This is a genomic window from Corynebacterium sp. HMSC062A03, assembly GCF_001811145.1.
Taxonomy (GTDB): Bacteria; Actinomycetota; Actinomycetes; order Mycobacteriales; family Mycobacteriaceae; genus Corynebacterium; species Corynebacterium aurimucosum.
Genome location: NZ_KV803673.1, coordinates 1 through 19881, shown reverse-complemented (window position 1 = coordinate 19881; position 19881 = coordinate 1). Strand labels below are relative to the sequence as shown.

Below are 19881 nucleotides of genomic sequence, written 5' to 3'. Positions count from 1 at the left end.
ATACGCACACCCCCAACAAACAACAAATCCCCAGGCAGATGCACTTTTTGGCACTCTTCCTGGGGCGGTTTCCTGGCTGTCGGGCAGTCCACCTGAATGTTAATAGCTAGTGGTAACAGGCCAACAGCCCATCCGGGCCATCGATAACAGTGATGGGTGTTTCGAAGATGGGCGTAAGGATCTCATCGCGCATGATCTCCTCCGGACTGCCGAAAGAAACGATGCGTCCATCCTTGGCCGCACAAATATAGTCGGCATAACGAGCAGCAAAGTTGATGTCATGGAGGACGATGATGATCGTCCGGCCAAATTCCTTGGCGGCCTTCCGCAAATGCTTCATCATCTCCACGGAGTGCGAGATGTCCAGATTGTTGAGGGGCTCGTCGAGAAGCACGTAGTCCGTCTCTTGGCAGAGCACCATCGCCACATATGCGCGCTGGCGCTGCCCACCGGATAGCTCGTCGAGGTAACGGCTCTCCAATTCACGCAAGTGGAAGAAGTCGATGTAGCGCGAGACTATCTCTTCATCTTCCGCAGTCAGACGCCCCTTCGAGTAAGGGAAACGGCCGAAGCTCACCAGCTGGCGCACGGTCAGCTTGGTAATGAAGTGGTTCTCCTGACGCAGGATGGAAAGGATCTTCGCCAAGTCCTGCGATTTCGTGGAGGACACGTCGTAACCGGCGACCTCGATGGTGCCCTCGTCGACGTCGAGAAGCCGGCCGATCATCGTCAGCATCGTGGACTTGCCCGCACCATTCGGCCCAATCAGCGCAGTGATACCGCCGGAGGGGATCTCCAGATCAATGGGGCCGATGTTGGTTTCACCGGAGTAGGACTTGGACACTTTGGAAAGCTTGATCACAGCTTGCCCTTTCGCAGAATGACCAGAAGGAAGACGCTGCCGCCCACTAGCTCAATAATGATGGAGACCACGCCCTGCGCGTAGAAGACGTGCTGCATGAGGAAGTAGGCGCCGGTGAGAACGGCAAAGGCCGTGGCAATTGCCATTGGGAACAAAAAACGGTGGTCATACGTCTCCGCTGCCTGGTAGGCCAAGGTTGCCACGAGGAAGCCAAGGAAGGTCATGGGCCCTACAAGCGCGGTACTTGTTGCCATAAGAATGGAGACCAAAATCAGCGTGTAGATTGCATTGACCTTGTGGTTAACACCAAGGTTCGTCGCGGCATCGCGTCCCAGCGCTAGCACGTTAAGCTGCCGGGAGTTCAGGAACACCAGCATCGTCACCGCGAGAACCAACGGTATGGCGATGGGATAGTACTCGCTCTCCGCGTTATTCACGGAACCGAAAAGGCGTGCAGTCAGCACATCGAATTCACTGGGCGTGAGCATGCGCTGCATAAACGTCGACAACGAACCAAGACCACCACCGATAATGATGCCCACGAGCAGCATCGCATGCATATTGTTGCGGCGGCTGGTCAGCAGCCAGGAGTACAGCACGAGGGATAGGCCCACCATGAGCACAAGCTGCACAAGGAAGGTTCCCATGTTGCGGGCCTGAGTTAGGCCGGAGGCGCCAAGGAAAAAGATCGTGGCTGTATTAATCGCGACGTACAGGGATTCAAACCCCATGATGGAGGGAGTAAGGATCCGGTTGTTCGTCACCGTATGGAAAGCCACCGTAGCCACGGCCTGGCATACGGCGACGATCGCCATAGCGGTCACCGCATCAGCGCGGCGACGTGCAATCAGCCACCACTTGCGGGTACCAAAATCCATGGGGTTGTCATAGGCCAAGAGCCCGAAGGCGAAAACCAGCCCGGCAACGATCAAGGCTGCAAGGATGATCCAGTACTTTCGCGCCGCAGCAGCAGACTGGAAGCTACCCACGTTTCGCTGGGCACGTGACGTTTGCACAGGTTCCTTCGTCGCTGGGATAGAGATACGTACGCTCACTTGGTCGACCTCACGATCAAGACGACGAACACGATAGCACCCACAATGCCCAGGATGACTGATACGGGCATTTCAAACGGGGAAATAATGGTGCGGCCGATGAGGTCGCATAAGGTCACCGTGGCGATACCGAGCAGGCAGACCCACGGGAGGTTAGAGCGCAGGTCATCGCCGCGAATCATGCTCACTACGTTAGGCACGATAAGGCCAAGAAACGGCAATGCGCCGACAACGACGGTGACAACGCCCGTCGCCACCGCGATGAGCCCAGTGCCCAGCAGAATCATCCGCTGGTAGTTCAACCCAATATTGGTGGCGATATCCTCACCCAGCCCAGCGACGGTGAGCTTGTCAGCGTAGAAATACACCGCCATCAGAACCAGCAGGACGATCCACAGGACCTCGTATTGCCCCTCATAGACAGAGGTAAAGGATCCCATGAACCAGATTCCGAGCTGCTGCAAGGTATCCGTGGCGAGCGCCACATAGGAGGATACGGCACTAACGACAGCGCCCAGCATGATGCCGATGATCGGCACGATGAGTGAGGAGCGCAGCGCCACGCGGCGAAGGAAAGCGAAGAAGACCATGGTTCCCACAAACGCGAAGGAAACCGAAATGACCATTTTCACCAGCACGGATGAGTGCGGGAAAAGGATAAGCGAAAAGAGCAGGCCCAATCCGGCCCACTCGGTGGTTCCCGTCGTCGTGGGTTCCACGAAACGGTTTTGGGTCAGCAGCTGCATGACCAAACCGCTCATCGCCATCGCAGCGCCCGCCAAGACGAGCGCCACGGTTCGCGGTATGCGGGTGGTGAAGAACATGGACCAGCCGTCCTCATTATCGAGGATGCTGTACTCCCCCACCATGAGGGAAAGGAGGAGCAGCGCGATGACGCCGAGCACGCCGAGGCCTAGCTTCCAGGTCAGCACAGGTCCGCGGGAGTTACGCGGGCTGACAGCTGAGTGCTCTGCCGCAGCGCTGCTCTTCACCGTCACGGTTTAGTCTCCTCCTTGGCTGCCGAGAGAGTTGTTTAGGCGTTGGCCTTCTCGAAGGCGTCGGCAAGCGCGTTCAAGATCTCGGTGTAGGTAATGATGGACTCATCAATGTAGGTGTCATTCGGCGCCACGTAAACGTTGCCTTCCTTCACAGCGGTAACGTTCTTGAGCGCCGCGTTGTCCTTGACCAGCTTCTCGCCCGGCGTGACATCCTGGCCTTCCTTGGAGATAGCGGAATCACGGTCCATGACGAGGATCCAATCCGGGTTGGATTCGGCAATGGCCTCAACGGAGATATCGTCACCCTCGTGGTCATCGGAGGCGTTGGAGACCTCCAGGGCCGGGGTCAGGCCAAGCAGCTCAAAGACCGGGCCATACACGCGCCCGATACCGGGAGCGATGTAGCCGATTTCACCGCCGGAGGTGTTCACAGCCATGACCTTCTGCTCTGGGTTGTAGGCCTTCTTAGCGCGCTCAGCAGCGGCGTCGAAATCCTCGATGAGCTTCGCAGCATCCTCTTCGTGGCCGAAAACCTGGCCCAGGGCCTCAGTGTGGCGCTTGAGTTCGTCGAAAAAGTCTTCGTCATCGCGCGGCTCGAAGTCAAGCACCGGGACATCCTCGAGCAGCTTCTCAATGTCCTCTTGGTGCTGTTCGAAGCGCTGGCCGTTCCACACGACGTCCGGCTCTGCAGCTACCAGACCTTCAAGGTCCGGCTCCTTGTGGGAGCCCAGATCAACCTCGACCGTGTCCTTGTTGTAGGTGTCTCGCAGCGACTTCGGTACCAGCCTCAGCGGTGCAGCAGCAAGGTCAATATCCCACTGCGCCAGGATAGAGAAGGCGCGGTTATCCGTCACCGCGGGGTTCTCCACCGGGAGGGTGACTTCCTTCGAGCCGAAGTTATCCTCCAGGGTGATGGTGGAGGCGCCTGCCGCCGCGGATTCGGTCGGCTCAGCGGTCTCCTCAGACTGGCTGGAAGAGCAGCCGGTGAGAGCAAGCGCTGCGACCGAGAGAGTTGCGGCAACTTTGGCGGCGGTCGTGCGCGAGGCACGGCGAGAAAGGTTAAACATAGCTTCCTTGCATATTAGGTGTGGCTAACCACAGTTGGCAAATAAGGACAGCGCCTAACCTAACTCAAGTAAGGCTTACCCTTCAAGAACACTCATGTTTCCTAATTCATGACGGGGGTAGCAGACCTCCGCACGATAGCCCGTGACATGCCTTTTAGAAAAAAATGTTTACGCTTAGCCTTCCCCCCCTTCTTCGCGATGAGATCACTCACCGACACTGGCCCTTCCCTATCAAAATCCTCCCGCGCCGCGTGGCGGAAATTCGGATCCGCCAAGAAATCGAGGGCAACCTGTGCCAAACCCGCCGCCGAATCAACGGCCGCATCTACCGCCTGCGGCGTGGCAGCCCAGCGCGCAAAGTCCTCCGTGTGCAGGGCCACGTCAGTTGGCGATACCTTCACCATTGGATGCAGGCCGGGCACGAGATGAGAGACATTGCCAAAGTCAGTCGAGGCGGCCACTGTATCCGGCACCGTCCCAGCGGGCAGCGCGGTGCGTCCGCGGCGCGCCTGCGTGGCCGACCACCGATCCACCAGCGCCGCATTATTGCGCACGGGCAGGGTCATCGGGTGCTCATCCCAGTCGACTTCCACCTCGATACCTGCCATGAGTGCCGCGCCCCGGACGACGTCTTCCACCCTGGCGGACAGATCCATGAGTGTGCGCGTTCCTAACGAGCGCACGTAAATGGTCATTTCCGCCTCGCTCGGAATGATCGAAGGGCGATCGCCACCACTCATGATGGCGTGCACGCGATCCGATGGCGGCATTTGCTGGCGCATAAGCCCAATCCCCTGGTAGGCCAGGCTCGCAGCGTCAAGGGCGTTGCGCCCCATGAAAGGCTGGGAGCTGGCATGAGCGGCTACGCCGCGAAAACGAACGCGCAGAATGCGGCGGCCCACCCAGGCATGCGCACCGATGTCATAGCCAAAGCCATGGATCATCACCGCGGCATCGACCCCTTCGAGGCTGCCGCCGCGGATCATGTATTCCTTGCCGGAATGCCCCTCCTCCGCTGGGGTCCCCTGGAGGAGGATGCGACCGGACATAGGAGGGGCGGCGTCCAGCACGGCAGTAGCCGCCAAGAATCCAGTAACGCCCGCTGCGGCGATGACGTTATGCCCGCACGCGTGCCCAATCTGAGGCAGGGCATCGTATTCCGCCAGGATGGCCACAGTGGGATGCCGTTCAGGGTCGAAATCTGCACTCTGCCAGGAAGCTTCAAACGTGGTCTCCACGCCGTAGACCCCGCGGCACGTGGAGAAGCCATGCTCTTCAACGATGTCCGCGAGCACCGCCATGGAACGATGTTCTTCGAAGGCCGTTTCAGGGTGAGCGTGCAGGTCCGCGACGATGTGCGCGGCCTTCTCCCGCAAGGCCTCAGCCCGCGCGGCCGCCGCATCCCAGAGCTTCGCTTGGCCTGGGTAGTCCTCTCCCTGTTTTTCCGGTGGTGCTGCGGACGCCACGCGCTTGGCGACGCCCTCCTCCATCGCTTCCAAATACGCTGTCGATGGATTGTTGCGTTGATTCATGCGCTTAACCAATCATGACGTTGTTGCCCGGTCCCAACGGAAGATCTACGTAGAACCAGATGGCCAGCAAGATCGCCCACGCGGTAAAGAATGGGACTACGAAGGGCACGAGGCGCGACATCAGCGTTCCCAAGCCTGCCTCGCGTTCATAGCGCTGGAGGAAGCCCAGCATGACAATCATGTACGGGTTCAGCGGGGTGATGATCTGGGTTGCGGAATCGCCCACGCGGAATGCGCCCTGAATAAACGCCGGCTCATAGCCCAGCAGGGCAAACATGGGCACGAAGACCGCGGCCATGAGCGTCCACATCGAGGATCCGGAAATAATCAGCAGGTTCAGGCAGGACGCCAGCGCGATGAAGGCGAAAATAGCTGGGAAGCCGGTAAGCCCGATGGATTCAAGGAAGGCCGCGCCCTTCACCGCGGTGAAGGTGCCGATACCGGTCCAGGCGAAGAGCGCCACGAACTGGCCCAGGATGAAGGCCAAGATGAGGAAACTCATCATGTCCTTGAGCGCGCCGATCATCATGTTCACAACATCGGTGATTCCCTTGACCGTGCCGACTACCTTGCCGTAGACCACGCCGAGCACCAAGAAGTAGGCGAACACGATGAAGACGATGGAATTCAGCAGCGGGGACTTGGGCAAGAAGCCACCCTCTTCATTGCGCCACGGCGATTCTGGCAGAAGGACTGCGAAGAGAATGATGGCGGTGAGGATGACCGTGGCCACACCGGACCAGATGAGGCCCTTGGATTCGGCCGGGCGCAGCTCAGCGGTGAGCTCTTCGCCATTCTCGTCGCGGTCACCGCGCTCGGCGGCATCCTCAGGATCGATATCTTCCTCGGTGGGAACTTCCTGCTGCCACATGCGCGGCTCGATCACCTTGTCGATGATGAAGCCGGCCAGCACACCGAGCACGATGGAAGAAGCCACGTTAAAGTAGTAATTCGACATGGCGTTAACCGGAGCGAACTCAGTATTCGGCAGGGTCTCCATGACCGCGGTCGTAATACCGGCAAAGAGCGCGTCCAGGGAAGTTGGCACCAAGGCGGTGGAATAGCCCGCACCCACGGCGGCGAAGCCGCCGATCAGACCCGCCACCGGATGACGGCCCGCAGCCTTGAAGACCATGGCGGCCAGCGGCGGGACGATGACGAAGGCGGCATCCGCCATGACGGAGGCGGTCACGCCGATAACGCCGACGGCGTACGGAAGCAGCCACGGTTTCGCGGAACCGAAGAGCTTGCGAATCAACGCCGAGAGCATTCCGGAGCGCTCCGCCACGCCAACTGCCAGCATGATGGGCAGCACTGTCACCAGCGGCGGGAAGTTGATGTAGTTCTCACCCATTGTGGTGGTGAACCACGTGAGCCCCTCACCGGTGAACAGGCCTTTGACCGGCTGGATCTCATCCGATCCGGGAATCTTAATCTCGACGCCCATTTTCGCCATGATGGTGGAGAGAACGCCTGTAATGAGGAAAAGAATCAGGAAGATAGTGAAGGGCTCCGGCAGCTTGTTGCCGATGTATTCGACACCATTGAGGAACTTATCCAGCATTCCCCCACTGGACTGTTGACTCGATTTTTGCTCAGCCTTGGCGGGATTTGCTTTCGACTTCTCCGTGGTACCAGCGCCGCCTTGTGGCGCTGCATTGGATGGGCTGTTCATGGGTACTCCTGTCGTAGGGGTCAGTCCCAGTGTTCCACGTCACACTGTTGGGGAAAGGCTACCACGGGAATGTAACCTGGGTAACAAATATTTTTGCCCTGTATCACATTTTGTTCGGCCAGACCTACTCCGACTCCGCTTTCTCGCCGCCCGCTCACCTCCGCATACCTACAGGCTCTCCCCAACTACGCCCACGGTAAATAGTGGCCAAAAATCGCCAGTTTTTAGCCTCTTATCTACCGTGAGCGTCACCAGATTGCCCGAACGTTACGTCCCCACGCTCAGCTTCGTCACCGCTCGCCGGCGCCAGCCCATAAAGCCGCGCGAAAGGATCCCACTCACTGTCGCGGTGCGCATCATATTCCGCAAAGTTGGCAGCATTGATGGCAGCACTGTCTGATACGAGGTGCGCAATGAGCGCGACCGTCATATCCATGCCCGCCGCAACACCTGAGGAGGTCCATCGATTGCGGTCGTGCACCCACCGCGCCTCCGGCTGCCAGGACACATCGCCCCCGAAGGACGTGGCCCAGCTATAGGCACGCTTATTGCTCGTCGCGGTGTAGCCCTCCAAGAGCCCAGCCGCCGCCAGGACCGCAGAACCCGTGCACACGGAGGCGACCCAAGGCGCTTGTGCACCCACCTCACGAAGCCACGACAGAAAAGATTCGTCCCCCACGAGCTGCCGGGTTCCTTTGCCGCCGGGAATGAGAAGGGCGTCGGCCGGCTCAATCTGCCCATAAGACATTGTCGGCACCACTTCCACGCCCTGCGAGCTAGCAACTGGCCCACCATCCGGTCCTGCGAAAACAACGGCGACATCAGGCACCGCTTGAAGCAGCTGGACGGGCCCGAAGACGTCGAGAAGCTCAAAGCCCTCAAACAAGACGACCGCAATGCGGAGAGGCTCGGAATACATGCGGCCATCCTAAAGCAGGCCGTAGTGCCGCTGACGAACATCCGGGACCCGGGTTCAATTCCCGGCGGCTTCACGCCCATTTAAGCCGGGGGCTTCACACACGAAGAAACCCCAGCTAGAACGCTTTCTAACTGGGGTTTTGGTGGAGCCGCCGGGAATTGAACCCGGGTCCTTCGTCACCTCGCCAGGGCTTCTCCGTGCGCAGTCTGCACAGGATCTCTACTCGGCCCTCCGGCTCGGGCAAACTCGCTCCGGATGATGGGCCCAGTTGCTCTAGAAGTCCCCAACCGGCCGAACAACAAACCGGTCAGGCAAGTTCCTTAGTCGATGCCAGGATCTAGGTCAGGAACCAAACCTAGGCTGACAGACACGCGTCGCTGTAATTAGGCAGCGAGGGCGTAGTCACGCTGAGAGTTCTTCTCTGCGTTTATTGGTTGCTACGACGCTTAACGGTGGTCTCTAGCCTGCACCGGCACGCTTCCCCTGGCTCAATGTACGAAGTCGAAACCAAGTCGACCCCTCATTTACACATTGCTGTGAAAGCTGCGCAGAACGCATCTTTATGCGCCCTACGGTCTGTTCAACGCTACTGCACCTGCCCCTATTCCCGCAAGCTTCACCCCAGGCCACATGAGGCATAGCTTTCATAAGCACCCCCTTGTGATTAGCATCAACTTAAACGCTGTTAAGGTGTGTGAGTCCGATACTCCTACTTTGTTAAAGGCTGCAAAGTGAGCACACATACCGAAACCACCAGTTCCCCGGAAGACGCTAAACGCCCAGCAAGCAACACCGAGTGGGCCATCTCGCTCTTCGGCACCGCCGTAGGCGCCGGCATTCTTTTCCTCCCCATCAACGCGGGCAGTTTCGGCTTCTGGCCCCTCCTCGCGGCCACGATTCTGATTGGGCCGATGACATACTTCTCCCACCGCGGTCTGGCCCGCATGATTTGTGCGTCACCACGCCAGGGCGAGGACATCACCGCAGTGGTCACGGACTATTTCGGCAAGAGCGCAGGTTTCATCATTTCGGTGATTTATTTCTGCGCCATCTTCCCCATCGTCCTCATTTATGGCGTTTCGATCACCAATACGGTCAACAGCTTCATCGTCAACCAATTAAATGGACCCACGATTTCACGCCCGCTGTTGGCTTTCCTCCTCGTGGGCATCATGACCATCGTCTTCGCCTTCGGTCAACGCATGGTGCTGGCCGTAACGCAGTTCTTGGTCTACCCGCTGATCTTCTGCCTTGGCGCACTGTCCATCTACCTTATCCCGCGCTGGGATATTGCCTCCTTCATGGAGGTGGGCAACAATGATTGGCGCGTCGTCGGTGCTGTCGCCCTCATCATCCCCGTGCTGGTCTTCTCCTTTAACCACTCCCCCGCGATTTCCCAGTTCTCCTTGGCCATGGTCGCTGCACACGGCCGCGAGAAGAGCTCGGAGAACGCCTCGCGAGCACTGGCCCTGACCGCAATTCTGCTCACCGTATTCACCATGTTCTTCGTGTGGTCTTGCACCCTCACGCTTGGCGCGGACGGACTCGCGGAGGCCCGCGAGCAGAACCTGCCGGTCCTGTCCTACCTGGCCAACGTCACCGGCGTTCCGGTCTTGGCTTTCCTCTCCCCCATCATCGCGATGATCGCCATCATCTCCTCCTACTTCGGCCACGTGCTGGGAGCTACCGAGGGCGGCAATTTCCTGCTGCGCAGCGCCGCGCCGCGCGCCACCGAGAAGCTCTCGGAAAAGCAGCTCAACTCCATCATGCACGGCATCATCTTTGTCTGTGCGTGGATCGTGGCCATCATCGACCCTTCAATTCTGGGTCTCATCGAGGCCATCGGCGGCCCCTTCATCGCTTCGATTCTCTACCTGCTGCCGATGTATGCCATCCACCGCATCGACGCTCTGAAGCAATTCCGTGGCCGCCCCAGCAACGTCTTCGTCGTCATCACGGGTCTCATCGCCGTGGGCGCCACCATCTGGAGCCTTTTCTCCTAGCGTTCCTCTAACCACGCCTTCAAAACAGTGGCGTGGTTGACCTCGCGGTCCTTGGCGGCGAAAAGTAGGGTGACGTCACCATCCTCCGCTAGTTGGCGCAAGCGCGCCAACTCCTCGCCGTCGTTCTCGTCGAGCTCCGCACGGTAGCGCCGGGCAAATTCCTCGAAGGTGTCAGCATCGTGCCCCCACCACTTACGCAACCCCGGGCTAGGCGCCACATCCTTGAACCAGTGGTCATAGGACAGACGCTCCTTGGCCACGCCACGGGGCCAGAGCTTATCGACGAGCACCGCTACCCCACGCGGCTGCTCACCTTCCCGAATAACATCATGAACCTTAGCCGTATAAATCATGGCTTCCAGGTTAGGCGTTAATCCCCTTTACGCGGCGGCCCAGCTCGCGAGTGATGTCGCGGTCCTGATCGCGGCGCTTGATTGCTTCGCGCTTGTCGTAGTCCTGCTTACCCTTGGCCAAACCGAGCTCGCACTTGGCGCGGCCGTCCTTCAGATACACCTTGAGCGGGATCAGCGTCTTATTGCCGTCGCGCACCTGGCCCATGAGCTTGTCAATCTCCCTGCGGTGCAACAGCAGCTTGCGTGTGCGCTTGGGCGAGTGATTCGTCCACGAGCCTTGGGAATACTCCGGGATGTGGAGGTTGCGGATATAGACCTCGCCGTCGTCAATGGTGGCGAAGGCATCTGCCAAGGAGATTTTGCCTTCGCGCATCGACTTAATTTCAGTGCCCACGAGCACCATGCCGCATTCCAGGGTGTCGAGGATGGTGTAGTCGTGGCGGGCACGTCGGTTGGTGGCCAAGGTCGAGTTATTGTCGACGGCCGCCTTTTTCTTCTTTGCCTTCTTCGCCATAGTTCGAACTATATTACGCTACTGCCAGGCACAATCCACAACAGGCCTGTTGGCCTATGTCCGCACGTAGGCGCGCATGGTCACCTGCGCGGTCAGTGCAGCGCACAGGATTGCCACAAGCCCCACGATAGGCAGAGCCGTCCACACGTCGCCTGCGGTCACCGGGGCCAGAAGCTGGTTGTGGTACAGGTCCTTCAGCGCGGGATCGATCACCGTGTTCTTTCCTACGATGACGCCTATCCCGGCGAGAACGACACCACCGACGGCGCCGAGGACCGCCTCCATGATGAAGGGGGCGTGGGTTACCCACCGCGAAGCACCGACGATGCGCATAATCGCGGTCTCTCGCTGGCGCTGATAGGCGGCGATTTGCACCATGTTCGCGATCAGCATGATGGCGGCCAGCGCCATGACAGCAGCTAAGACGAAGGTGGCATTCCGGATGGCGTCGAGGTTGCCTGCGGCGCTGCGGACCTCCTCTTGTTGGTCGATGATGTCGCTAACGGCAGGGTCGGACGCGATGGCGTCGATTGGCGCGGTATCCGTCGGATCCTTCAGCCGCACATGGAAGGCCGCCGGCAGCGCATCCGGGGAGGTTTCCTCAACCATGACTGGATCAGTTTCCTTGAACAGTTCCACAAAGCGCTCGTAGGAATCCTCACGGTTGCGGTAGCTGACGGACTCGATATCTTCATCCGCCTCTAGCTTCTTCTTCAGCCCGGCGCAGGCGGAGTCCTTGCACTGCGGATCGTTGGCAGAAATATCCTCGTTGAGCTGGACCATGACCTCGACGCGTTCGAGGTAGATGTTTTTGGTTTCGTTGGTCATCTGGGTAACCAGCACACCAGCCACCACAAGCGCCACCGAAATGGCCGTGGTGATCACCATGGCGATAGTCATGGTGATGTTACGCCCTAGCCCTTTAAAAGCTTCCCTGAATACAAAGCCCAGATTCACCTAGACCGCCTCCCCGTACATCGCGTTCTTCTCATCGCGCACCAGCGTGCCGTTGTGCAGCTCAATGACGCGCTGGCGGGCCTCGTTAACTGCGCGCGCATTGTGCGTCGACATCACCACGGTGGTTCCGCGGCGGTTGATCTTGGTGAGCAAGGCCATGATCTCCGCAGCCGTGGAGGGATCAAGGTTGCCCGTGGGCTCGTCGGCAAGCAGCAACTTGGGACGGTTAACAAAGGCCCGCGCAATCGCCACGCGCTGCTGCTCACCGCCGGAGAGTTCATGCGGCATGCGGTGCTGCTTGGCACCCAGGCCGACCATGTCGAGGACCTCGGGGACTTGCTTGGCAATCCGCGCCTTGCGTTTGCCGATGACCTCGAGGGCAAAGGCGACATTGTCGTAGACATTGAGCTTGGGCAGAAGCCGGAAGTCTTGAAAGACATAGCCGATGGATTGGCGCAGGCGGTTGACCTCGCGCCCCTTCAACGCGTTGACGTGGAAGTCCCCGAAGTAGATATCGCCCGAGCTGACATTGGTTTCGCGCACCATGAGCTGGAGGAAGGTCGACTTGCCGGAGCCGGACGGGCCGATGAGAAAGACGAATTCTCCGTCTTCAATCTCAAAGGACACGTTGTCCAGCGCGGGCCTTGTGGAGGTCGGATAGACCTTGGACACATTCTCAAAAGTGATCACTTAAGCCACATTAGCAACATTTGTTACTCGAGCCTAGGACTCCTGCTGCGCCATGCGCCACCGGATCCCAGACTCCAGGAAACCATCGATATCACCATCCAAGACCTTGGAGGGATCCCCCACCTCATAGTTCGTGCGCAGATCCTTGACCATCTGGTACGGATGCAGCACATAGGAACGCATCTGGTTGCCCCAGGAGGCATTGCCACCGGCGCCCAGCGCATCGAGCTCCGCGCGCTCCTCTTGGCGCTTGCGCTCCAGCAGCTTCGCCTGCAGCACGCGCATAGCAGAGGCCTTGTTCTGGATCTGGGACTTTTCGTTCTGACAGGTCACCACGATGCCGGTCGGGATGTGCGTCAAGCGCACCGCCGAATCCGTTGTGTTGACCGACTGACCACCCGGGCCCGAGGAGCGGTAGACATCCACGCGCACCTCCGAATCCGGCACTTCGATGGAGTCGGTTTGCTCCACCACCGGCAACACCTCTACCTCCGCGAACGAGGTTTGGCGGCGGGCTTGGTTATCAAAAGGAGAAATACGCACCAAGCGGTGCGCGCCCTGCTCTACGGAAAGCTGGCCATACATGTATTCGCCATGCACCACGAAGGTAGCGGACTTAATACCGGCTTCTTCGGCATAGGAAATGTCATAAACATCCACCTTGTGGCCGTTTTTCTCCGCCCAGCGCGTATACATGCGCATGAGCATCTCCGCCCAGTCCGCAGCATCCACGCCACCGGCTCCGGAGCGTATGTGGATCACCGCCTCACGCTCGTCGTACTCACCGGACAACATGGTGGTCACCTCGAGTGCCTCGATGGCCGCGCCGAGCTCTTCCAGCTCTGTATCCACGAGCTCCTGGGAGGCCTCGTCGCCTTCCTCCTCCGCCAGCTCAGACATCACGGGTAGATCCTCAATGCGCCCGCGCAGGGAATTCAGTTTGCGTAGCTTTGCCTGCTGCGCCGACAGCTCCGAGGTCACCTTCTGCGCATGATCAGGGTCATCCCACAGCGACGGGTCCCCCGCCTGGGCCTCGAGTTCGCGCACGCGCTCGGACACCGCCTCCGGGTCCATCACCTTTTCAATGGAGGTCAAGGTGGCGCTGAGTTCCTCAAGTCGTGCTGTTTGTTCCGGACGCATAGCCCCCTACTCTACTTATTCTTTCTCCCTGATTAGCCATCGGCCGCGTTTAGCGCGACAATAGGCGGCATGAGTGACCAGCCAAGCCTCACCGAGATGATCGATGCCATCATCAAGACCTTCATCGTCGCCCACGCGGACGATACTGACGCCCACCTTGCCCAAGCGCTTGTTTATAACGCAGGCCGCCTGGCCTGGCGCCTGCGCGAGCAGGGAGTAGACATAGAACAAAAGACCTCCGTCTCCGATGTCGTCACCGACGCCGACTTCGCCGCCGAGCGTTTCGTCGCCGGTGTACTCGAAGCCCTGCGCGGCGAGGACGGCATCGTGGGCGAAGAGGGTGCGAACCGCGAGTCGAAGTCCGGCCGGACCTGGGTCATCGACCCTGTCGACGGCACCTACAACTTCGCCTCAGGCTCCGACTATTGGTGCTCTGCACTCGCGCTTATCGACGCTGAAGGGGTCATCCTCGGCGCCGTCCACCGCCCCGCTATGGGTTATACCTGGTTCGGCGGCCGTGACTTCCCCACCAGCTTGGACGGCAAGGACGTCACCAAGCTCACCGACAGCCCCGCCGACAAGCTGTGCTTGTCGACGTACCTGCACCCTACGTCCATGACGGATCCCGCAATCGCGTCCGCCTGGGAAAAAGTAGCCCCGCACTTCGCCACCGTGCGCATGTTGGGTGCGGGCTCCGTGGATCTCTCCTGCGTGGCGGATGGCACGTGGGGAGCGTGGATGCAGCACTCCGTCAAGGACTGGGATTGGTTCCCCGGCCAGGCGCTGGTGCTGGCCGCGGGCGGCGCGGCGCGCAAGGTTAAAGCCGGCGGTGTGGAATGGTGTATCGCGGGTAATAAACAGGTAGTTGATCAGATGGAGGAATGGCTCCGTGGGTAAATTCAAAGAAGACCTCGGCTTGGCCTTGGAGATGGCAGGCCATGCGGACGCCATTACGATGCACCGTTTTGAGGCTGCAGACCTGTCCGTCAAGGAAAAGCCGGACATGACCCCGGTCTCTGACGCGGACCTGGCATGCGAAAAGGCCATCCGTGAGGCGCTCAAGCGCTCCCGCCCGCGCGATGAGGTGCTGGGTGAAGAGTTTGGTGGCGAGGCCTGCTTCGAGGGCCGCCAGTGGGTTATCGACCCTATCGACGGCACGAAGAATTTCGTGCGCGGCGTCCCCGTCTGGGCCACCCTCATCGCGCTGTTGGAAGACGGCGAGCCGGTCGTCTCCGTCGTCTCCGCCCCTGCCCTGCGGCGCCGCTGGTACGCAGCCAAGGGCGGCGGCGCCTACCGAGTTTTCGGCGGGGAGCCGAAACGCCTGCGTGTTTCCGAGGTCTCCAAACTGGAAGATGCTTCTCTGGCCATGAGCTCCTTGTCTGGGTGGCGGCCGAACCGCGACGCTTTCATCTCATTCACGGACAAGGTCTGGCGCCTGCGCGGCTACGGCGACTTCTGGAATTACTGTCTGGTGGCCGAAGGTGCCGTCGACATCGCTGCCGAGCCCGAGGTCTCCCTCTGGGACCTAGCAGCCCCAGCGCTTCTTGTGACTGAGGCCGGTGGCCGCTTCACCAACGTCCGCGGCGAAGACGGCCCCCACGGCGGCTCAGCGCTGGCCTCCAACGGCAAGCTTCACGACGCCGCCCTCAGCGCCTTGTCCTAGCTTCTGCGCGGCGCCCCAACGTCGCACGCCAGCGAACCGTGCCGCGTACAGGTCACTTCGATCAAATTGGGCCCCAGATCTTTAAAGATCTGGGGCCCAATTTGTTAGAAACGTACTTCTAGTTCTCCGGAAGCACGAATCCAGAACCTGGGCCCTCGCGGCGGTTGAGATCCGCGATGATGGCATCGGTATTAGCCACGACCGTCGGGTTGTGCAGCGCACCCTGCCACGGGGTGCGGCAGGACGGCAGACCCGGGACCAGTCCACGGGATACCGAGCCGACGATACGGCCGTCGCGGAAGACCGGAGCGCCGGAGTCCCCAACCATCGCGCACACCTGGTTAATCGTGATGCGCTCAGTGTGCTGGAAAGTCATGCCACAGGTGCGGCCAGTAGCTACACCGCTCTTGCAGGTAATATCGCCCGGCTGCGTGGTACCACCGATCGCCTGCGCGCTCACACCGTTGTAGCTGCGGGTTACCTCGGCCTGGGAGCCGAATTCGATGAGCGAATAGTCCAGGTTAGCGTTCTTCGCCACCACGGTGCCGGTGGGGCCTACCTGCCAGGAGTCCGCCGAGGACACCGGGTCGCCGACATTTCCGCAGTGACCAGCTGTAATACCGACCTTGCGGCCTTCGGCATCAGTGCCGGCTGCCGTCAGCGTGCACATGGTGTCCTCACGGATGTACAGCGGAGTTCCCGGGCCGTACAGAGACTTCCCTTCGGTCATCGCAACGTTGGATTCCTCGGGGATCTGGGGAGCATCGTAGAAAGAACCAGGGACTCGATGCAGAACGTACTCCGCGTGCGGTTTACCAGCAGCAATCTTGGAGAACAGGTCGTTCTTCCACACGTAATTCGGATCCGTGCCCTGGGGTACAAATTCCGGCTGCGTGGCTTCCTCCAGCAGTCCGATAGGTGTCGGGTTCGTCAGCGGTTCACCCGTGATAGCATCAGCGCCGGCATAATCTTGCTGCTCGGACGGGGCCGGCAGTTGCGTCTGCAGGTTCGCTTGCTCCGCGAGGCGCTGCGCCGCAGGCGAGTTCACGGCTCCCTCGACTGCCTGATTCACATCCTTCGATGCCGCTGCAGCAGCACCGTTGACGGCGGTATCGAGGGCGTCGGTCAGCTCTTTGTCCACGGGCTTGGTCTCAATACCTACGGACTGCAGATCCGTGCGTACCTGGTCGACAAAACCTGCTGAATCAATCTCCGGGATGGTGGGGAGCTCCTGAGCACCCGCCATTGGGTTACCCAGGAAGAACGCACCTGCGAAAGCCGAGCCCACAATGACTTTCTTAAGGTGCGGAATTTTTCTCATTGAGCAATTCCTCTTTTCACTTCTTCTCGTATTGGTCTATAAGACTTCCCCCATAATGACACGCGCACTGGGGTAGCCGTTTTCTAACGTGTGGGACTGTGTCCAAGCCGTTACACTACTGACAGTTTTCGGGTGCCCCCTCTTATCTTTCACCGCCTGCCGCGCCTCCGCAGACCTACTATGGAGGCATGTCTGAGACTGCCAATTCTTCGTCATCTCCTGCAGGCATTGCTGAGATAGTCGCTGTAATCCTGCGCGATAACCATGGCCGCGTTCTTGTCATCCGCGCCACCGATACTCCAGAATTCGTCCTGCCATTTGGCTCCATCGATGAGACCATTAATCCAGCTCGCGCCGCCCAGCTCATCGCCCACGAGGCTGTTCGCGCCGCGGTTGATATGTCGAAGTTGCGCCGCCTAGCCACCTATGTCTCGCCTGCGGCCAATGACGCACCTCAGACGATCCACGCTCACGTCTATGTCTGTGAAGAAGAGATTTCCGTCGCCCACCCTGACAAGGAGATTGCAGAGCTAGCCTGGGTCGATCCCGCTGCCCCAGACGTCACTATCGCCCCATTACTCAAGGAGAGGGTATTCCCCGCCCTGCAAGAACTCTAAGCTCCCAAGACCTAGACTCCACACCATGATTACGCAGCGACTACTCCCCGTTCTCGCGGCCGGTTCCCTTGCCCTTGCACTGGCCGGCTGCGCCACCGATGACAGCACCGACGCCACGCTTTCCGCTGTCTCCCCCACCACTCAAGCCGCCAGCGCCGAATCTGGGGCTTCAACATCCGCAGACCCGCAGTCACACGACGCAGATTCAGCGGCCGCCGAACAGAAGTCACCCGAGACAAGCGAAGACGCGCACAGCGCCCAAGGCGCAATCCCCACTGCCGCCGACAGCGCCTGCACAACGAAACAGCTAGATATCAGTCTTGCCAACGAGCAGGGGGCCGCCGGCTCACGCTTGGCTGACATTACGTTCACCAACACTTCCCCCGCACCGTGTACGTTGCAAGGCTTTCCTGGCGTCTCCGCCGTCACCAATGACGACGGCACCCAGCTCGGCCCCGCCGCCGAGCGTGAATCGGGCCAAGAAACAGCAACCGTCACGCTCGAGCCCGGGCACTCTGCCCGTGCGGGCCTGAAGATGACCAACATGGGTGTCCTTGACCCAACTTCCTGCCAGCCCCAGGCGGCCGACGGCCTGCGCGTCTACCCGCCCGGCGAAACCGCCAGCGCCTTCATCCGCATTTCCGGCTTCGAAGGGTGCGCTGGCGATGCCAACTACCTCTCTATCCAACCGGTTACCGCAGGTTAAACCCGCTTAAAAGCAGCAGGCGTTCACATCGGTCTACACTCGCGGCCATGGAATCCAAGAAGCTGACGTCGCTGGTGTTTGGGAACGTTGTGCTGGAATCGCACATGACGAAGACAACTATTGCCGTTTATTCGGAGGACATGCGGTCGTGGTACTTCCGCCCGAGCCCCTATACGGAGCTCAAGGTGCCGCTCGATGAACTACAAGGACAACTGAGTAGAGAGCGCGCGGAGCTCATCTCAGAGCGCATTTTCGATAGCGTCAAACTCGAGCTTGAGGAAAGCTACCCCGGCGGCGTGGACCGCGCACAGAAGGAACTCTGCGCCTGGCTTCGCCGTGCAGGCGACAGGGCTTAAGCGATGCCCGAACCACTCTCCTACTCCTCCACCGCAAGCTTCCCACAACTGCACATGTCCCGCGTCATCGACGCTGATTTTGACACCGCGGCCGACAAGCTCTTTAGCTGGGGACTCCAGCGCAGCGGCCTCTTTCGGGTTAATCCCAGCCACGCCATCGTAGAAGAAGGCGCAGAGGTCTCCCTCGGGTTAGGCCCATGGGAGTTTCGCTGCCGAGTGGTGGATGTATTCCACGAGGAGGGCCGCTGCGGCTTTACCTACGGCACCCTCCCCGGCCACATCGAGCGCGGCGAGGAAACCTTTACCCTGGAGCGCCTGCGGGATGGGCGCACGCTCCTGCTTGTCGACGCCTCCTCCCAACCCGCCCGCCTCGCCTTTCTGCGCCCGCTGCTCGATATTCCCCGGCGCGCGCTGATCCGCTTTTTCTACCTGCACGCTTTGGATGACTAATAGCGGGGTGTCAATGGGGCGCACTCCCCCTCGGTTCCACGCTCGCCTAGCGAGGTAACCACTTGGCATGTAACTTAACTCACATGCACACTTTCCCTCACCATACTTTCCGTTCCTTATCGGTGGCCTTAGCGGCCATTCTCGCGGTGTTAGCCGCGGCAGCTGCAACCGGGCTGTTTCCCTTAGCCGCCGCGGAAGACAAACCTTCCGAATCGGCCAACTCCACTTCCAGCAACATGGCTCCAACCATGGTGGTTTTCGATTCCTCCGGCTCGATGATCACCAACGATGCCGGCGGGCAGACCCGCATTGATGCCGCCAAGGAGGCCGCCCGCACCTTCATCACCGAAGCCGGAGATGACGCCCCTCTGGGGCTTGTCACCTATGGTGGCAACACCGGCGAAGCCCCCGAAGATGAGGCGGCCGGTTGCCAGGACATCACCGTGGTCGCACCACCCGAGGCCGGTAACTCTGAGAAGATGATCGCCCATATGGATGGCTTGCAGCCACGAGGATTCACCCCCATCGGCGAGTCCCTACGCAAGGCCGCCGCTGAGCTACCAGAGGAAGGCCAGCGCAGCATCATCTTGGTCTCCGATGGCGTTGCCACCTGCACCCCGCCACCCGTGTGTGATGTGGCGAAAGAGCTGAAGGAGCAGGGCATCGACCTAGTCATCAATACCGTCGGCTTCAACGTTGAGCCCGAGGCACAGCAGGAACTGCAGTGCATTGCCGACGCCACCGGCGGCACCTACGCCGACGCCTCCGACGCCGATAGCTTGGCCAAGGAACTGAACCGCGCAGCACCCCGCACCTTCAACGCCTACGAGTCAAACTTAGAGGAGATCGAAGGCGGCGAAACCGAAGGTTCCCCGGCCAAGGTAGACCGTGACGTAGAGGCCTTCTCCACCACTCTTCTTCCGACGGAGGGTAAAGGGCACTCGGCTGAATCCACTACCTTCTTCACCACGGACCTGACCCCTGTTAGGTAGACACCTGATAT

General features: G+C 60.0%; 21 protein-coding genes and 1 other RNA gene. 8 read left to right on the top strand and 14 right to left on the bottom strand.

The window, feature by feature from the left end; translation table 11 throughout:
- Positions 1–106: 106 nt before the first annotated feature.
- The 8 genes from HMPREF2781_RS06230 to ssrA all read right to left on the bottom strand — a co-directional run bounded on the left by HMPREF2781_RS06230 (position 107) and on the right by ssrA (position 8628).
- Positions 107–862, bottom strand: a complete 756-nt coding sequence (locus HMPREF2781_RS06230) for an iron ABC transporter ATP-binding protein (protein WP_070644786.1) — start codon at positions 860–862, stop codon at positions 107–109.
- Positions 859–1878, bottom strand: coding sequence for an iron chelate uptake ABC transporter family permease subunit (locus HMPREF2781_RS06225; protein ID WP_070444163.1), 1020 nt, complete (start codon positions 1876–1878; stop codon positions 859–861). Before HMPREF2781_RS06225 ends, HMPREF2781_RS06230 begins: the two co-directional genes overlap by 4 nt.
- Positions 1879–1913: 35 nt before the next feature.
- Positions 1914–2909 (bottom strand): ABC transporter permease, encoded by a 996-nt coding sequence (locus HMPREF2781_RS06220; protein ID WP_371325731.1) that lies wholly within the window; start codon positions 2907–2909, stop codon positions 1914–1916.
- A gap of 41 nt (positions 2910–2950) precedes the next feature.
- On the bottom strand, positions 2951–3982 hold the full coding sequence (locus tag HMPREF2781_RS06215) for a siderophore ABC transporter substrate-binding protein (protein ID WP_070444168.1): 1032 nt from the start codon (positions 3980–3982) through the stop codon (positions 2951–2953).
- A gap of 101 nt (positions 3983–4083) precedes the next feature.
- Positions 4084–5514, bottom strand: coding sequence for a M20 family metallopeptidase (locus tag HMPREF2781_RS06210; protein WP_246821791.1), 1431 nt, complete (start codon positions 5512–5514; stop codon positions 4084–4086).
- Between the two features lie 4 nt (positions 5515–5518).
- A complete protein-coding gene (locus HMPREF2781_RS06205) occupies positions 5519–7189 on the bottom strand; it encodes an AbgT family transporter (RefSeq protein WP_070644785.1) in 1671 nt (556 codons plus the stop codon).
- Between the two features lie 232 nt (positions 7190–7421).
- Complete coding sequence (locus HMPREF2781_RS06200) at positions 7422–8108, bottom strand: DJ-1/PfpI family protein (protein WP_070644784.1); 687 nt, start codon at positions 8106–8108, stop codon at positions 7422–7424.
- Between the two features lie 140 nt (positions 8109–8248).
- Positions 8249–8628: a transfer-messenger RNA gene (gene ssrA / locus HMPREF2781_RS06195) on the bottom strand.
- A gap of 211 nt (positions 8629–8839) precedes the next feature.
- On the opposite strand from ssrA, the gene HMPREF2781_RS06190 reads away from it, so the two are divergent.
- Entirely contained in the window at positions 8840–10111 is a 1272-nt protein-coding gene (locus HMPREF2781_RS06190; protein ID WP_070644782.1) for an SLC5/6 family protein, read from the top strand.
- Here HMPREF2781_RS06190 and HMPREF2781_RS06185 read toward each other — a convergent pair.
- From HMPREF2781_RS06185 to prfB, 5 genes are read right to left on the bottom strand one after another with little or no spacing between them, the layout of a single operon-like run.
- Complete coding sequence (locus tag HMPREF2781_RS06185; RefSeq protein WP_070644780.1) at positions 10108–10464, bottom strand: DUF488 domain-containing protein; 357 nt, start codon at positions 10462–10464, stop codon at positions 10108–10110. The two genes, HMPREF2781_RS06190 and HMPREF2781_RS06185, sit on opposite strands and share 4 nt — an antisense overlap.
- A gap of 10 nt (positions 10465–10474) precedes the next feature.
- On the bottom strand, positions 10475–10978 hold the full coding sequence (smpB, locus tag HMPREF2781_RS06180; protein WP_010189093.1) for an SsrA-binding protein SmpB: 504 nt from the start codon (positions 10976–10978) through the stop codon (positions 10475–10477).
- 54 nt (positions 10979–11032) lie between these two features.
- Positions 11033–11935: a permease-like cell division protein FtsX gene (gene ftsX / locus HMPREF2781_RS06175; RefSeq protein ID WP_070444180.1), complete on the bottom strand. Its 903-nt coding sequence runs from the start codon at positions 11933–11935 to the stop codon at positions 11033–11035.
- Positions 11936–12625 (bottom strand): cell division ATP-binding protein FtsE, encoded by a 690-nt coding sequence (ftsE, locus tag HMPREF2781_RS06170; protein WP_070444182.1) that lies wholly within the window; start codon positions 12623–12625, stop codon positions 11936–11938.
- A 33-nt stretch (positions 12626–12658) separates the two neighbouring features.
- Entirely contained in the window at positions 12659–13765 is a 1107-nt protein-coding gene (prfB, locus tag HMPREF2781_RS06165; protein WP_070444184.1) for a peptide chain release factor 2, read from the bottom strand.
- Between the two features lie 69 nt (positions 13766–13834).
- Here prfB and HMPREF2781_RS06160 point away from each other — a divergent pair, with 69 nt between their 5' ends.
- Both HMPREF2781_RS06160 and hisN read left to right on the top strand, forming a co-directional pair.
- Positions 13835–14662, top strand: a complete 828-nt coding sequence (locus HMPREF2781_RS06160; RefSeq protein ID WP_070644778.1) for an inositol monophosphatase family protein — start codon at positions 13835–13837, stop codon at positions 14660–14662.
- The gene (gene hisN, locus HMPREF2781_RS06155) at positions 14655–15428 is read left to right on the top strand and encodes a histidinol-phosphatase (protein ID WP_070525620.1); all 774 of its coding nucleotides are present in this window, start codon (positions 14655–14657) and stop codon (positions 15426–15428) included. The genes HMPREF2781_RS06160 and hisN overlap by 8 nt, the downstream gene beginning before the upstream one ends.
- A 118-nt stretch (positions 15429–15546) precedes the next feature.
- On the opposite strand, the gene HMPREF2781_RS06150 is transcribed toward hisN, so the two are convergent.
- Positions 15547–16749 (bottom strand): S1 family peptidase, encoded by a 1203-nt coding sequence (locus HMPREF2781_RS06150; RefSeq protein ID WP_070644776.1) that lies wholly within the window; start codon positions 16747–16749, stop codon positions 15547–15549.
- A 188-nt stretch (positions 16750–16937) separates the two neighbouring features.
- Here HMPREF2781_RS06150 and HMPREF2781_RS06145 point away from each other — a divergent pair, with 188 nt between their 5' ends.
- The 5 genes from HMPREF2781_RS06145 (at position 16938) to HMPREF2781_RS06125 (ending at position 19870) form a co-directional block, all read left to right on the top strand.
- Positions 16938–17366, top strand: coding sequence for an NUDIX domain-containing protein (locus HMPREF2781_RS06145; RefSeq protein ID WP_070644774.1), 429 nt, complete (start codon positions 16938–16940; stop codon positions 17364–17366).
- Positions 17367–17391: 25 nt separating this feature from the next.
- A complete protein-coding gene (locus tag HMPREF2781_RS06140) occupies positions 17392–18072 on the top strand; it encodes a DUF4232 domain-containing protein (RefSeq protein ID WP_049156136.1) in 681 nt (226 codons plus the stop codon).
- 47 nt (positions 18073–18119) lie between these two features.
- Complete coding sequence (locus HMPREF2781_RS06135) at positions 18120–18428, top strand: hypothetical protein (RefSeq protein ID WP_070644772.1); 309 nt, start codon at positions 18120–18122, stop codon at positions 18426–18428.
- A gap of 3 nt (positions 18429–18431) precedes the next feature.
- Positions 18432–18878 carry a DUF1990 family protein gene (locus tag HMPREF2781_RS06130; protein WP_070644770.1) on the top strand — a complete coding sequence of 149 codons (447 nt, stop codon included), beginning with the start codon at positions 18432–18434 and terminating at the stop codon, positions 18876–18878.
- 83 nt (positions 18879–18961) lie between these two features.
- Complete coding sequence (locus HMPREF2781_RS06125; protein WP_246818696.1) at positions 18962–19870, top strand: vWA domain-containing protein; 909 nt, start codon at positions 18962–18964, stop codon at positions 19868–19870.
- Positions 19871–19881: the final 11 nt, after the last annotated feature.

Coding starts and splice junctions, on each gene's coding strand:
- HMPREF2781_RS06215 (WP_070444168.1), bottom strand. CDS start 3,982: ATGTTTAACCTTTCTCGCCGTGCCTCGCGCACGACCGCCGCCAAAGTT.
- HMPREF2781_RS06210 (WP_246821791.1), bottom strand. CDS start 5,514: ATGAATCAACGCAACAATCCATCGACAGCGTATTTGGAAGCGATGGAG.
- HMPREF2781_RS06205 (WP_070644785.1), bottom strand. CDS start 7,189: ATGAACAGCCCATCCAATGCAGCGCCACAAGGCGGCGCTGGTACCACG.
- HMPREF2781_RS06200 (WP_070644784.1), bottom strand. CDS start 8,108: ATGTATTCCGAGCCTCTCCGCATTGCGGTCGTCTTGTTTGAGGGCTTT.
- HMPREF2781_RS06185 (WP_070644780.1), bottom strand. CDS start 10,464: ATGATTTATACGGCTAAGGTTCATGATGTTATTCGGGAAGGTGAGCAG.
- smpB (WP_010189093.1), bottom strand. CDS start 10,978: ATGGCGAAGAAGGCAAAGAAGAAAAAGGCGGCCGTCGACAATAACTCG.
- prfB (WP_070444184.1), bottom strand. CDS start 13,765: ATGCGTCCGGAACAAACAGCACGACTTGAGGAACTCAGCGCCACCTTG.
- HMPREF2781_RS06160 (WP_070644778.1), top strand. CDS start 13,835: ATGAGTGACCAGCCAAGCCTCACCGAGATGATCGATGCCATCATCAAG.
- HMPREF2781_RS06150 (WP_070644776.1), bottom strand. CDS start 16,749: ATGAGAAAAATTCCGCACCTTAAGAAAGTCATTGTGGGCTCGGCTTTC.
- HMPREF2781_RS06145 (WP_070644774.1), top strand. CDS start 16,938: ATGTCTGAGACTGCCAATTCTTCGTCATCTCCTGCAGGCATTGCTGAG.
- HMPREF2781_RS06140 (WP_049156136.1), top strand. CDS start 17,392: ATGATTACGCAGCGACTACTCCCCGTTCTCGCGGCCGGTTCCCTTGCC.
- HMPREF2781_RS06135 (WP_070644772.1), top strand. CDS start 18,120: ATGGAATCCAAGAAGCTGACGTCGCTGGTGTTTGGGAACGTTGTGCTG.
- HMPREF2781_RS06130 (WP_070644770.1), top strand. CDS start 18,432: ATGCCCGAACCACTCTCCTACTCCTCCACCGCAAGCTTCCCACAACTG.
- HMPREF2781_RS06125 (WP_246818696.1), top strand. CDS start 18,962: ATGCACACTTTCCCTCACCATACTTTCCGTTCCTTATCGGTGGCCTTA.